The sequence below is a fragment of the Eubacterium sp. AF17-7 genome, from assembly GCF_003461285.1.
Lineage (GTDB): Bacteria > Bacillota > Clostridia > Lachnospirales > Lachnospiraceae > Eubacterium_U > Eubacterium_U album.
On sequence record NZ_QTWU01000007.1, the window covers coordinates 26,554 to 39,341 of the forward strand.

General features: G+C 32.4%; 14 protein-coding genes. 11 read left to right on the forward strand and 3 right to left on the reverse strand.

What is annotated here, in order from left to right; all coding sequences use genetic code 11:
* Positions 1 to 37 precede the first annotated feature (37 nt).
* From thiS to DWW96_RS07770, 5 genes are all read left to right on the forward strand, one after another.
* A complete protein-coding gene (gene thiS, locus DWW96_RS07750) occupies positions 38 to 232 on the forward strand; it encodes a sulfur carrier protein ThiS (RefSeq protein ID WP_022088968.1) in 195 nt (64 codons plus the stop codon).
* A gap of 176 nt (positions 233 to 408) precedes the next feature.
* Positions 409 to 1,179 (forward strand): thiazole synthase, encoded by a 771-nt coding sequence (locus DWW96_RS07755; RefSeq protein ID WP_117910033.1) that lies wholly within the window; start codon positions 409 to 411, stop codon positions 1,177 to 1,179.
* 106 nt (positions 1,180 to 1,285) lie between these two features.
* Positions 1,286 to 2,422: a 2-iminoacetate synthase ThiH gene (gene thiH / locus DWW96_RS07760; protein ID WP_347496338.1), complete on the forward strand. Its 1,137-nt coding sequence runs from the start codon at positions 1,286 to 1,288 to the stop codon at positions 2,420 to 2,422.
* A 130-nt stretch (positions 2,423 to 2,552) separates the two neighbouring features.
* The gene (locus DWW96_RS07765; RefSeq protein ID WP_117910034.1) at positions 2,553 to 3,176 is read left to right on the forward strand and encodes a thiamine phosphate synthase; all 624 of its coding nucleotides are present in this window, start codon (positions 2,553 to 2,555) and stop codon (positions 3,174 to 3,176) included.
* 124 nt (positions 3,177 to 3,300) lie between these two features.
* The gene (locus tag DWW96_RS07770; RefSeq protein ID WP_022088964.1) at positions 3,301 to 3,717 is read left to right on the forward strand and encodes a PH domain-containing protein; all 417 of its coding nucleotides are present in this window, start codon (positions 3,301 to 3,303) and stop codon (positions 3,715 to 3,717) included.
* Between the two features lie 224 nt (positions 3,718 to 3,941).
* Here DWW96_RS07770 and DWW96_RS07775 read toward each other — a convergent pair whose 3' ends face one another.
* A complete protein-coding gene (locus DWW96_RS07775) occupies positions 3,942 to 4,625 on the reverse strand; it encodes a TIGR00266 family protein (RefSeq protein WP_022088963.1) in 684 nt (227 codons plus the stop codon).
* A 311-nt stretch (positions 4,626 to 4,936) separates the two neighbouring features.
* Here DWW96_RS07775 and DWW96_RS07780 point away from each other — a divergent pair, with 311 nt between their 5' ends.
* The gene (locus tag DWW96_RS07780; protein ID WP_022088962.1) at positions 4,937 to 6,211 is read left to right on the forward strand and encodes an adenylosuccinate synthase; all 1,275 of its coding nucleotides are present in this window, start codon (positions 4,937 to 4,939) and stop codon (positions 6,209 to 6,211) included.
* A 189-nt stretch (positions 6,212 to 6,400) separates the two neighbouring features.
* Here DWW96_RS07780 and DWW96_RS07785 read toward each other — a convergent pair whose 3' ends face one another.
* A complete protein-coding gene (locus tag DWW96_RS07785) occupies positions 6,401 to 6,589 on the reverse strand; it encodes a hypothetical protein (RefSeq protein WP_117910035.1) in 189 nt (62 codons plus the stop codon).
* A gap of 452 nt (positions 6,590 to 7,041) precedes the next feature.
* Between DWW96_RS07785 and DWW96_RS07790 the strand changes: the two genes are divergently transcribed.
* The 5 genes from DWW96_RS07790 (at position 7,042) to DWW96_RS07810 (ending at position 11,826) form a co-directional block, all read left to right on the forward strand.
* Complete coding sequence (locus DWW96_RS07790; protein WP_022088960.1) at positions 7,042 to 7,554, forward strand: SEC-C metal-binding domain-containing protein; 513 nt, start codon at positions 7,042 to 7,044, stop codon at positions 7,552 to 7,554.
* Between the two features lie 129 nt (positions 7,555 to 7,683).
* A complete protein-coding gene (locus tag DWW96_RS07795; RefSeq protein ID WP_117910036.1) occupies positions 7,684 to 8,427 on the forward strand; it encodes a class I SAM-dependent methyltransferase in 744 nt (247 codons plus the stop codon).
* Between the two features lie 115 nt (positions 8,428 to 8,542).
* Positions 8,543 to 9,412 carry an Hsp33 family molecular chaperone HslO gene (hslO, locus tag DWW96_RS07800; protein WP_117910037.1) on the forward strand — a complete coding sequence of 290 codons (870 nt, stop codon included), beginning with the start codon at positions 8,543 to 8,545 and terminating at the stop codon, positions 9,410 to 9,412.
* A gap of 194 nt (positions 9,413 to 9,606) precedes the next feature.
* Positions 9,607 to 11,457: a family 16 glycosylhydrolase gene (locus DWW96_RS07805; RefSeq protein WP_117910038.1), complete on the forward strand. Its 1,851-nt coding sequence runs from the start codon at positions 9,607 to 9,609 to the stop codon at positions 11,455 to 11,457.
* A 75-nt stretch (positions 11,458 to 11,532) separates the two neighbouring features.
* Positions 11,533 to 11,826 (forward strand): YerC/YecD family TrpR-related protein, encoded by a 294-nt coding sequence (locus DWW96_RS07810; RefSeq protein ID WP_022088956.1) that lies wholly within the window; start codon positions 11,533 to 11,535, stop codon positions 11,824 to 11,826.
* Positions 11,827 to 11,997: 171 nt separating this feature from the next.
* Here the strand turns inward: DWW96_RS07810 and DWW96_RS07815 are convergent, their stop codons facing one another.
* Positions 11,998 to 12,624, reverse strand: coding sequence for a DUF1836 domain-containing protein (locus tag DWW96_RS07815; RefSeq protein WP_117910039.1), 627 nt, complete (start codon positions 12,622 to 12,624; stop codon positions 11,998 to 12,000).
* Between the last annotated feature and the right edge of the window lie 164 nt (positions 12,625 to 12,788).

Here is a 12,788-nt window from a genome sequence, read left to right on the forward strand (position 1 = left end):
TTTTTTATTTGGCTAGTGATATGGAAGGAGGAAAATAATGAAGATAAATGGAAAAGATTTTGTTTTGAATAAATCAACTACAGTAAGCGAGTATTTAGAAAAAAACGGATATGTTCAGACGCATATAGTTGTTGAATTAAATGAAAAAATTTTGCCAAAAAATATGTATGAAAAAACATACTTAAAAGACGAAGACTGCCTTGAAATCCTAACTTTTATGGGTGGAGGCTGATTTGAAAATATAATATGTCAGGCTAAGATGCTTAATTAAGCAGGAAAAATTATAGCGATATGAAACTGTGACATTTAAGCAGGAAAAATTATAGCGATAGGTAATTGCAACATTTATTTTAAGAATATTGTAGAGTTAAGATTTTGATTTAGAAGCAGTGTTAAAGGAGGAACATTATGAATAAGGATACATATTCAATTGGAGGACATGAGTTTGAATCTCGTTTTATTTTGGGATCAGGAAAATTTTCTCTTGATTTAGTTAAAGCATGTATTGAAAAAGCACAGACACAGATTGTTACATTAGCACTTCGCCGTGCAAATGAAGGTGGAATGGCAAATATTTTGGATTATATTCCGGACAATGTTACATTATTACCTAACACATCAGGAGCAAGGAATGCAAATGAAGCAGTAAGAATTGCACGTCTGGCAAGAGAAATGGGATGTGGCAATTTTGTTAAATTAGAAGTAGTTCATGATTCTAAATACTTGCTTCCGGATAACTATGAGACGATTAAAGCAACAGAAATTTTAGCAAAAGAAGGATTTGTTGTTATGCCATATATGTATCCTGATTTGAATGCAGCAAGGGCGTTAAAAGAAGCAGGGGCAGCCTGCATAATGCCATTAGGAGCTCCAATTGGTTCAAATAAAGGACTTGCAACAAAAGATTTTATCCAGATACTTATAGATGAAATTGATTTGCCAATTATTGTAGATGCAGGAATTGGACGACCTTCACAGGCGTGTGAGGCAATGGAAATGGGAGCTACTGCTGTAATGGCAAATACGGCAATTGCTACTTCAGGAGACGTGGAAGTTATGGCTGAAGCATTTAAGAAAGCAATTGAGGCCGGAAGAAGTGCATATTTAGCCGGACTTGGACAAACTATAGAAAAAGGTGCAAGTGCATCATCACCATTAACAGGATTCTTGCATGATTAACAGGAGGCTTTAAAAAATGAAAAATGAACAGAATAACAATCATGTAAATGAGAGTATTTTAAGCGAACAGATTTTAGAAGACCAGAAGAAAAATAGAATTAATCATATGGAATATTTGCCGGGAATGGAAAACATAGGTTCAGAGATAATGAATAAAGTAGTTAGTGAAATGAACAATTATGACTATGACAAATATACAGAATATGATGTAAAGAGAGCACTTAACAATACAGAAAGATGTGTTGAGGATTTTAAGGCGTTACTATCACCGGCAGCGCTTCCATTTATTGAAGAGATAGCCAAGGCAGCACAGATAGAAACAAGAAAACATTTTGGAAACAGCACTTATATGTTTACACCAATTTATATTGCAAATTATTGTGAAAATTACTGTATTTACTGCGGATTTAACTGCCACAATAAAATAAAACGAGCTTGCCTTAATGATGAAGAAATAGATAGGGAAATGAAGGCAATCGCTGATACAGGACTTCAGGAAATTTTGATTTTAACAGGGGAGAGCCGTGCAAAATCAACAGTTGAATATATTGGAAATGCCTGCAAAATAGCAAGAAAATATTTTAAGGTAATCGGACTTGAAATTTATCCTGTAAACTCAGACGAATATGCATATTTGCATGAATGTGGAGCTGATTATGTTACGGTATTTCAGGAAACTTATAATTCAGACAAATATGAAACTTTGCATTTAGCGGGGCATAAGAGAATTTTCCCATATAGAGTGAATGCACAGGAGAGAGCATTAAAAGGTGGCATGAGAGGTGTTGGATTCGGTGCACTTTTAGGACTTGATGACTTTAGAAAAGATGCATTTGCTACAGGATATCATGCATATCTTTTACAGAGAAAATATCCACATGCAGAGATTGCGTTTTCGTGTCCAAGATTGCGACCGATTATTAATAACGATAGAATTAATCCTATGGATGTTCACGAGACTCAGCTTTTGCAGGTTGTATGCGCATACAGATTATTTATGCCATTTGCCAGCATAACAGTATCAACAAGAGAATGTGCAAGAGTCAGAGATAATCTTGTCCAGATAGCTGCTACTAAGATTTCAGCCGGCGTTAGTACAGGAATTGGAAGTCATGCAAAGGATATTGAAGATAAAGGTGATGATCAGTTTGAAATCTCTGACGGACGTTCGGTTGATGAAATCTATAACGATTTATTAAAGGTCGGAATGCAACCTGTAATGAGTGACTATATTTATGTATAGCAGATGGAGTTTATGAGCTATTTTAGAAAAGTAAGAAAACTTATAAATGCTTATTATGCATAACACACAAAATTTGTTATGTATAACAAGTGGAAGTTAAGAGAGTTTATTTTTGTGGTAGGTGAAGTTTATGAGTGACACATATGAAAATAAAATCAAAGAAAACGGATATATAAATGATAAAGTTATATGCGTTACAAACAGACATTTAAGCGAAAAGTCATTAGCCAGGCAGGTAGAAATAGTATGCAAATTTCATCCAAAAGCTATAATTTTGAGAGAAAAAGATTTGCCGGAGGATGAGTATATGACTCTTGCAAATGAGATACTTGATATTTGCAAAAAAAATAATGTTAAGTGCATATTACATTTTTATCCTAATGTGGCAAAAAAGTTAGAGTGTGATGCAATCCATCTGCCTCTTTTTAAACTTAGAGAAAATCAGAAATGCTTATCAGGATTTAAAATAATAGGGACTTCGGTTCATTCGGTAGAGGAAGCAATTGAAGCACAAAATCTAGGTGCGACATACATAAGTGCAGGACATATATTTGCAACAGATTGCAAAAAAGGTGTTCCACCAAGAGAATTGGATTTCCTAAAAAAAGTGTGTCAAGCGGTAAACATTCCGGTCTATGCAATTGGGGGAATTAAGCTGTCAGATGAACAAATAAAGTTAATTACAGATTGTGGGGCAGCAGGCGGATGTATAATGTCAGGAATGATGAAACTGAAATTAGAAGATATGGAATAAAGATTTTGCCAGTTGATTAAAAAAATGAGAAAGACTATCAGAAGATAATTAGTTTACATATTACAGAAATTTTATTAAAATAAAATGAGTAATTAATAACAAAGATAGAAATGAGGGTTTTATTATGAGCAGAGTAATAGAAGAAAACGGACGAAGAAGCGCAGAAAAGGAATTGTGGTCAGATAAGAAAAGAACAATATTTGGACTTCCAATTTCATTTACAAAATATACACTTACAGATACGAGACTTATTATTAAAAGCGGATTTTTAAACATTAAAGAAGATGAAATCATGCTTTACAGAATTACAGACATTACATATAAGGCAAGTCTTTGGGAAAGAATGTTTGGAGTTGGCAAATTGTTCTGTGATTCAGCTGATAAATCAGCAACTAATTTTATTGTTGGACCTATAAAGGAGGCTGTAAAGGTAAGAGATTTGCTTTCTGATAATGTAGATGAACAGAGAGATAAAAAACGTATCAGAGGAAATGAATTTTTCAATGATTCAATGGATGATGACATGGATTTACAGAATTAATATGATGACATGAAGTTGAATAATGAGAAATCATAGTCATATAAAATCAAGAAAGTTAAAATTATTTTGTAAAATTCAATCTAGAGATAATGAATTATAAATAAAAAGCACCTATCCTTCAACAAACGTGAAACAATTTCAAATTTTAGATTTGAATTTGCATAATACACTATAGTTGTAAAAGGTAGGTGCTTTTATGTTTATATTTTTAATTTAAACAAAAATTATTTTGAAGATGTTGGGATGTACTGGGCAAGTGTAGATGCCATATTTGAAATAGGCATTGTCTGAAGCCATACTCTTCCAGGACCTGTAATATATGTATTGAAAATTCCTTCGCCACCAAATAAGATGTTCTTTACGCCCGGAACAGTCTTAATATCCATCTGACAGCTTTCAGACATAGCTGCAAGATGTCCTGTGTCTACAACAATTTGTTGACCTGCTTCAAGATTATATTCAACAACATGACCATCAAATTCTGCAAATACAATTCCGTTGCCTGCAACCTTTTGCATGATGAAGCCTTCACCACCAAATAAACCTGAACCTAATTTTTTTCTAAAATGCATAGAAAGTTCAACTCCACGTGATGAAGCTAAGAATGCAGATTTTTGTAAGATCATTGCATTGCCTGGAGTTATTTCAAATGCTTTAATAGAACCCGGAAAACATGAAGCAACAGCAATTTCACCGGGACCACCTTGGGCTGTGTAAATATTTTGAAATAAGGTATCTCCTGAAAATGCTCTTCCAAGTACTTTTCCAATTCCACCATTAGTAGTTGTTTCCATTAACATGTTTGGTGACATCCATGACATTCCACCACCTTCGGTAATAATGCTTTCACCGGCTTCAAGATTCATAATTACAACCGGGAGTGTATCTCCCTCAATACGATAATTCATAAAAATCCTCCTTATATATGTTTATATTTTGTATTTCTTTTTAATATACGGACTGTTATGTGCTAGATATTTGTAAAATCTTATCTGACATTTAAAAGTATTATAGCATATACTTACCGATAATGTGTAAGAACCGGATGCAGATTAAGAAATTTATAAGGTTTATAAACATTTACTAGCATTTTTTGCAGTTAGATAGTATAATGTATGTGGTCAAACCATGGGCTTTAGTTATGTAAACCATATTTTAGGAGTTTGACTAATACAGGTAAACAGTTATTTACCAGGTACAAAGTTTAGGAGGATACTAAATGGTAAGAGCAATAGTAGGTGCCAACTGGGGCGATGAAGGTAAAGGTAAAATTACAGACATGCTTGGTGAAAAGTCTGATATAATCGTTAGATTTCAGGGAGGAAGCAATGCAGGTCATACAATTATAAATGACTATGGTAAATTTGCATTACATTTACTTCCATCAGGTGTATTTTACCAGCATACAACATGTATTATCGGTAATGGTGTTGCACTCAATATTCCATACCTTCAGAAAGAAATAGATGAAATAGTTTCAAAGGGTGTTCCAAAACCACACATCCTTGTTTCAGACAGAGCACAGATTCTTATGCCATATCATATTGATTTTGATGCTTACGAAGAAGAAAGACTTGGAGGAAAGTCATTTGGCTCAACAAAGTCAGGTATTGCTCCATTTTATTCAGATAAATATGCAAAGATTGGTTTCCAGGTTTCAGAATTGTTTGATGATGACATTTTAAAAGAAAAAGTATATAGAGTAGCAGAAATGAAAAATGTTATGCTTGAACATATGTATCACAAACCATTAATTGACCCTGAAGAATTATTAAAGACATTACATGAGTACAGAGATATCGTTGAACCATATGTTGCTGATACATCATTATTTATCAGCAATGCATTAAAAGAAGGCAAAACAGTTCTTTTAGAAGGACAGTTAGGTTCATTAAAAGATCCTGATTTTGGTATTTACCCAATGGTTACATCTTCTTCAACACTTGCAGCATATGGTGCAATTGGAGCAGGTATTCCACCATATGAAATTAAAGATATTATTACTGTTGTTAAGGCATATTCAAGTGCAGTAGGAGCAGGTGAATTCGTAAGTGAAATATTTGGAGATGAAGCAGATGAACTTAGACGCCGTGGTGGTGACGGTGGCGAATTTGGAGCTACAACAGGTCGTCCAAGAAGAATGGGATGGTTTGATGCAGTTGCTTCAAGATACGGATGTAGAATGCAGGGTGCTACAGAAGTTGCACTTACAGTATTAGACGTACTTGGATATTTAGATGAAATTCCAGTATGTGTAGGATATGAAATAGATGGAGAAGTTACAAGAGACTTCCCTGTAACAGCAAAGCTTGCAAAAGCAAAACCTGTTTATAAAGTACTTCCTGGATGGAAAGAAGAAATCAGAGGAATTACAGAATATGACAAGCTTCCGGAAAACTGCCGTAAATACATTGAATTTATAGAAAAAGAATTAGAAGTACCAATCACAATGGTATCAAACGGACCTGGAAGACATGAAATCATATACAGATAGGCAATGAGCCATCGCACAAAAATAGAGAGAGATACACGATGTGAGTTTACTCACAAGAGAGTATCTCTCTCTATTTTTGTATGTGGCTCATTGCCTATCTGTATATGTTACAAAAAAGAAAGAGATTAAAAAGGCGAAGCCACTGACGAAATAGACCGAAGGTCTATGAGTACAGATGGCGAATTGCCATTATTTCCTACCTAAAACTTTAGCTATCAGTAAAATAGCATATATCAAACATGGAAGAACAACGATGCTCCATGCACAAGCCATAAATGCTGAATTATTTCCCATTATTGCAAAAACAAGACAGGCAATAATTAAAACAGCAAGGATTCCAATTGTAGCAAAAACTAAAAATTTTTTTAATTTATCCATAAGAACGCTCCTTTAACATTTGAGAAGTAATATTGTTTATTTGTACACAAATACTTTTGTATTATAGAATAAGATGTCAAAAAATAAAAGTACGTGGGAAGTAAAAAAATATTAAAAAGAAAAAACATATAAATAGTTAATAAGACAAATTTTATAAAAAGTTAATATGAAAAATTAAATAATAGGAAAAATAAATGAAAACCTGAAAATAAATCTAAAGATATGAAAAAATCCAATAAAAAGTTTTATTGCAATTATTCTCAATTATTCGTATAATATCTAAAGTATGCGTAGTTTGTTTACACAAATTAATTTAAAAATAAAGTAGCAGTTATGATGATGAGGTAAATGATTTCAGATATTATGAGAATAAAGAGTTTGTGAACATTCTTGTGATTCTTTTATCGTATATTACATCATGACAAAAGTTAAGTTATGGAGGAATTTGCGTAATGGCAGAGAAAAAATACTTATTAGAAACTTGGAGAGAAATTGCTTACAATCAGAATCAGACTCAGCAGCAGTTTGACGCATTTTGGGATGCATATTTTGTTCAGGAAAAAGAAGTTTACAAAGATATTCTTGGAAACAAAGATGTTGTAGTAAAAGGAACTATTAAAGAACTTGCTGATAAGTACAATATGGAAGTACTTACAATGGTAGGATTTTTAGATGGAATTAATGATAGCTTAAAGGTATCTAACCCAATTGATACATTTGAAGAAGATACAGAAGTAAGTCTTGAATATGATCCTGAATTGTTATACAAGAACATGGTTGAAGCTAAGGCAGATTGGTTATACGGCTTAGAAGAATGGAATGACATTCTTACACCAGAAAGACAGAAGGAATTATATAGAGAACAGAAAAAGTCAGGAACAATCGTTAAGGAAAAGAAGATTGGACGTAACGATCCATGCCCATGTGGAAGTGGAAAGAAATACAAATTCTGTTGTGGAAGATAATTATAGGGCGGTCCGGCTGTTAGCTTGGCCGCTTTAGTTTATTATACAGAAAATTGACAGTAGAAATTTAAGCATAATATAAGTATGGAGTTTAAAGTTTATAGAAACCTTAATTTTTAGGAGAAAAATATGGAGGCTTATACCGGATTTGCCGCAGTTTATGATGAATTAATGGATAATATTCCATATGAAGAATGGGGCAAATATTTAATAGATTTGTTAAATGAATATGGAATAAAAGATGGAATCGTATTGGATCTTGGTTGTGGCACAGGAAATATTACAGAGATTCTTGCAAATAATGGCTATGATATGATTGGAGTGGACAATTCTCAGGAAATGCTTAATATAGCGATGGAAAAAAGAGGCGATGATACATCTATATTATATTTGCTTCAGGATATGAGGGGATTTGAATTATATGGAACAGTTGCTGCAGTTGTAAGCATTTGCGATTCGCTAAATTATCTTACTGAATATGAAGATGTTGTAGAAACATTTAAACTCGTAAGAAATTATTTAGACCCGGGAGGAATTTTCATATTTGACTTAAATACTGTTGGAAAGTTTGAACAGATTGGAGAGTCAGTAATAGCGGAAGACAGAGAAGACTGTAGCTTTATTTGGGAAAATACATTTTATGAAGATGAGCGCATAAATGAATATAATTTGTCAATATTTGTTCAGGGTGAAGATGGCAGATATGACAAATTTACGGAAAATCATTATGAAAAAGCATATTATTTAGAAGAAATACGTCAGGCTTTAAATGAAGCAGGACTTGAATATATAACGGCATATGAGGCATTTACAAAAAATCCTGCAGATGATAATCAGGAAAGGGTTTATGTGATTGCAAGGGCAAATAAGTAAAGGAATAATGATAATAAAAGAATTAATCTGGTAAGAGAAAATAAGCAGAAAATAAACAAAAAGATAAAACGTTTGTGAGAACGAAATATAGAATAAAAATTAAAGGAGAAATTAAATGAGTAAAGATTATATTGTAAGAGCAATGGCGGCTGATAATCAGATTAGGGCATTTGCAATTACATCAAGAAATATAGTAGAGACAGCAAGACAGCATCACAATACAAGTCCTGTTGCTACAGCTGCTCTTGGAAGACTTCTCACCGGAGGAGCGATGATGGGAGTTATGATGAAGGGTGATAATGACATCCTTACACTTATGATGAAAGGCGACGGACCGATAAATGGAGTTACGGTAACAGCTGATTCTCATGGAAATGTAAAAGGATATGTAGGCAATCCTAATGTAATCATTCCTGCAAATTATGCAGGAAAATTAGATGTCGGAGCTGCAATTGGATATGGAACATTAACTGTAATTAAAGATATGGGATTGAAAGAACCATATTCAAGTCAGGTGCCGCTTGGTACAAGTGAAGTCGCAGAAGATTTAACATATTATTTTGCTACATCAGAACAGGTTCCTTCAGCAGTAGCGTTAGGTGTTCTGATGGAAAAAAATAACACAGTAAAGCAGGCAGGAGGATTTATAGTACAGCTTATGCCATTTGCTGAAGAAGAAGTAATATCTGCATTGGAAGAAAAAATAGCAAAGATAACTTCAGTAACAGATATGCTTGAAAAGGGAATGACACCGGAAGATATCTTAGAATTTGTATTAGGAGATTTAGGCGTAGAAATAACGGATAAGGTGCCAACGAAGTTTTATTGCAACTGCAGTAAAGAGAGAGTTACAAAGGCATTAATGGGAATTAACAAGGCTGAAATTAAAGATATGATTAATGAGGGTAAGGACATTGAAGTGAATTGTCATTTCTGTAACACAAATTATAATTTTAGTGTTGAAGAATTAAAAAAATTACTGTAAAAAAGTTTTTAGTAAATAAATTAGGACCTATTGTTTGCAAAAGTAAAATTGTAAATATTAGGTCTTTATTTATATAAGCAAACAAATTTGTAAGAAAATAGGTGAAAATTAACAAAAAATATTGTAAAAAACGTTTTCATTTGTTTAAATATATATATATATATAAAGAGAAAACGATTTAGGAGAAAAGAAATATGAGAAAGTGGTTTAGAAAATGTATGGCGTCATTGTGCACTGTAACAATTGCGTTCAGTGGAATGTATATTGTTGGAAACGAAAGTACAAAAACTGTAAAGGCCGACGGAGAATACCAGTTGGTGTGGAGTGATGAATTTGACGGTACAGAGCTTAATAGAAATAATTGGAATGTAGAAGTTAACGGTAATGGTGGAGGAAATAATGAACTTCAGTACTATGTTGATAATACAAAAAATCTTGAAGTAAGTAATGGAACGTTAAAAATACATGCTTTAAGAGAAAATTATGGTAATAAGAGTTATACTTCAGGAAGAATTAATTCTAAAGGAAAACAGGAATTTAAATATGGAAAAATTGAAGCTAGAATGAAACTTCCAAGATTTTCAGGAATTTGGCCGGCTTTTTGGACATTAGGTGCTAATTACGACACTGTAGGATGGCCTAAATGTGGTGAAATGGATATCATGGAAGCAATAAATGATAATAATGCAGTATTTGCAAATCTACATTGGTCATGTAAAAATAGGCAGGCTGATACAAAAGGAAAAAAATATGATGTGGGTGACAGAACCCAATGGCATACTTATGGAATGGAGTGGGATGAGAATAGTGCCGTATTTTACGTTGATGGATATGTATATGAAAGATATACCATTTCAACACAGTCTGAAATGGAGGAATTTAGAAAAGCTCAATTTATTATATTAAATCTTGCTGTAGGTGGACAACTCCCAGGATATAATATTAATCAAAATGGTTTTCCTGCAACAATGGAAGTTGACTGGGTAAGGGTTTATCAGAAGCCTGAGGAGGAATCAACAAAATATACAGGTCCAACGATTACAGTTAACCAGGATGCAATAGGTGAATATACAGGTGCATGGACTTCATTCTTTGGACAAACATGGTGTGGAACTTATGGAAATGTAACTGCTAATGGAGCAAAGGTAACAGATGGGGTTACTATAAATGTAACAGATGCAGGAGTAATACAAGTTGATAGTCAGTGGAGTGCTCAGGCGAATATAGAAGGATTAAAGTACTATGCCGGAAATGATTACGTATTAAAATGTACATTAGTTTCAACTGAAAGCAAAAAAGTATTTGTAAAAATTGCAGGAGACGCTGAAGAGTCAATTAGTGGAGAATACATTACATTGGTAAAAAACCAGCCATATAACTATAAGAAAAAAGTGAGCATACCAAGTGATTATGCAGGAAAGCTTGATTTGAAATTTGGATTTGGAATAAGTGATGGGGATCCAATGGCTCAGAATGGAAGTTTTAGTGCAAAAATAACGAATTTATCATTTTCAACAACGGCAGTAATTCCTGACCCAAGTTATGCAGAAACGACAACTAATAATGGAAATAGTGGAAACAACAGCACAACTAATAATGGAAACAACAGCACAACTAATAATGGAAATAGTGGAAACAACAGCACAACTAATAATGGAAATGCCGGTAATAATGAAACAAATAACAGTAATATAAATAACACAGACATAACTAACAATGTTTCTGATGTAAATAATATTGATAACATTTCTATACAGCAGATTCAGAATAGTAAAACTAAAATAATTAGTGCAAAGAGCAAAAAGAAGAGAAGCGTAAAAATAATTATTAAAAAGCAGACTAATGTTACAGGCTATGTTATCAAATATAGTACAAATAAAAAATATTATGGCTATAACACAAAGCAGATAAAAAAGAATATTTATAACTTTAAAAAACTTAGCTCAAATAAAAAATATTATTTTAAGGTCAGAGCTTATATAAAACAGGATGGAAAGAAAATTTACGGAAAATGGAGCAAGAGTAAAAAAGTAAGAGTTAAATAATATAAGAAATGACTGGACTTTCAGACTTTAGAGTGCTAAAATGTGAAAGAGAAAAGATAACACAGGAGGCAATTTATGAGTAAGTCAGTTAGAACAAAGGAAGTAGATCATTTATTTGCAGCTATATTATCATTGGAAACAAAGGAAGAATGTTATACATTTTTTGAAGATGTATGTACCATAAATGAATTATTATCAATATCACAGAGATTTGAAGTGGCTAAGATGCTTAGAGAAGGAAAGACATATTTAGAGATTTCAGAAGACACAGGGGCATCAACAGCTACAATCAGCAGAGTTAACAGATCTCTTAATTATGGTAATGATGGTTATGATATGGTATTAAAGAGAGCCAAATATGATGATTAGCTTTGAGCAGTCTGGATTAGAAGATAGTATTTAATATTAAAGTAATTAACACTTCGCTTTTTGAAAATTCAGTTTCATAAATAAGGTCTTACCTTATACAAATTAAAAGCCTTAAATTTTGAATTAGAAACAAAATTTAAGGCTTTTAAAATACAGTTACACTAAATTCTACTATTTATCAGTTTTATTCTTATCACTCTTATTTTTGTCAGATTTATCTTTTGAGTTTTCCTCCTTTGGAAGAGAGTCAATCAACTTTTCGATAATCATTTTTCTTGCAAGGCATTCGTAAGTCAAAGTCGCAATTAGCGTAAGTGTCTGCAAATATTCTTTATTATCTTCATTATCCAAATTTGAAAAATAATCATTGGATTTTACGTACGCATCAATAATTGACTGATTATCATCAGTATCTTTCATATATTGAATAAATAATTTAAAAATTTCTTCAAGACTATTATTTCCATCATTAAAATAATCTTTAATTAATGGGGACAAGGCCGTATCAATATCATTAATTGAAATAATATTTTTAAGATAAAATATCATCATTAAAAGAATTAAATGGTCTTTGGAATATTTTTTCTTTTCGGGAGGTGGTAATAAACGACTTTTAGCATAATTATTAATCATGGTTTTTGTTAAGAGCTTGTCGTCGTCGTTACGTTTGCTTCCCTCAAATTTATTATTTAAATAGGTTGTTACCTGGTCCATATATAAATCAATGTTTGGTATATCGTCTATGTTAAATGAGTTAAAGTCGTTTAATATAGACTCAATTATTTTATCACTTTCCATATATACCTCCTTATGTACAAAAAATATTATAATACATAGTAATGAAAACTACAAATAAAATTTATTACAAATAGCAGAAAATATGTTCGATTTTTTTAGAAAATATGATATGATAGCAGAAGTATATAAAAGTTTGCCTAAGTGGAATATAAAAATAAGGAAAA

What these genes read in the sequence shown, in the direction of transcription:
- DWW96_RS07795 (WP_117910036.1), top strand. Translation starts at nt 7,684, where the DNA reads ATGGAGGCTTATACCGGATTTGCCGCAGTTTATGATGAATTAATGGAT.
- DWW96_RS07765 (WP_117910034.1), top strand. Translation starts at nt 2,553, where the DNA reads ATGAGTGACACATATGAAAATAAAATCAAAGAAAACGGATATATAAAT.
- DWW96_RS07810 (WP_022088956.1), top strand. Translation starts at nt 11,533, where the DNA reads ATGAGTAAGTCAGTTAGAACAAAGGAAGTAGATCATTTATTTGCAGCT.
- DWW96_RS07790 (WP_022088960.1), top strand. Translation starts at nt 7,042, where the DNA reads ATGGCAGAGAAAAAATACTTATTAGAAACTTGGAGAGAAATTGCTTAC.
- hslO (WP_117910037.1), top strand. Translation starts at nt 8,543, where the DNA reads ATGAGTAAAGATTATATTGTAAGAGCAATGGCGGCTGATAATCAGATT.
- DWW96_RS07775 (WP_022088963.1), bottom strand. Translation starts at nt 4,625, where the DNA reads ATGAATTATCGTATTGAGGGAGATACACTCCCGGTTGTAATTATGAAT.
- DWW96_RS07815 (WP_117910039.1), bottom strand. Translation starts at nt 12,624, where the DNA reads ATGGAAAGTGATAAAATAATTGAGTCTATATTAAACGACTTTAACTCA.
- thiH (WP_347496338.1), top strand. Translation starts at nt 1,286, where the DNA reads ATGGAATATTTGCCGGGAATGGAAAACATAGGTTCAGAGATAATGAAT.
- DWW96_RS07755 (WP_117910033.1), top strand. Translation starts at nt 409, where the DNA reads ATGAATAAGGATACATATTCAATTGGAGGACATGAGTTTGAATCTCGT.
- thiS (WP_022088968.1), top strand. Translation starts at nt 38, where the DNA reads ATGAAGATAAATGGAAAAGATTTTGTTTTGAATAAATCAACTACAGTA.
- DWW96_RS07785 (WP_117910035.1), bottom strand. Translation starts at nt 6,589, where the DNA reads ATGGATAAATTAAAAAAATTTTTAGTTTTTGCTACAATTGGAATCCTT.
- DWW96_RS07805 (WP_117910038.1), top strand. Translation starts at nt 9,607, where the DNA reads ATGAGAAAGTGGTTTAGAAAATGTATGGCGTCATTGTGCACTGTAACA.
- DWW96_RS07770 (WP_022088964.1), top strand. Translation starts at nt 3,301, where the DNA reads ATGAGCAGAGTAATAGAAGAAAACGGACGAAGAAGCGCAGAAAAGGAA.
- DWW96_RS07780 (WP_022088962.1), top strand. Translation starts at nt 4,937, where the DNA reads ATGGTAAGAGCAATAGTAGGTGCCAACTGGGGCGATGAAGGTAAAGGT.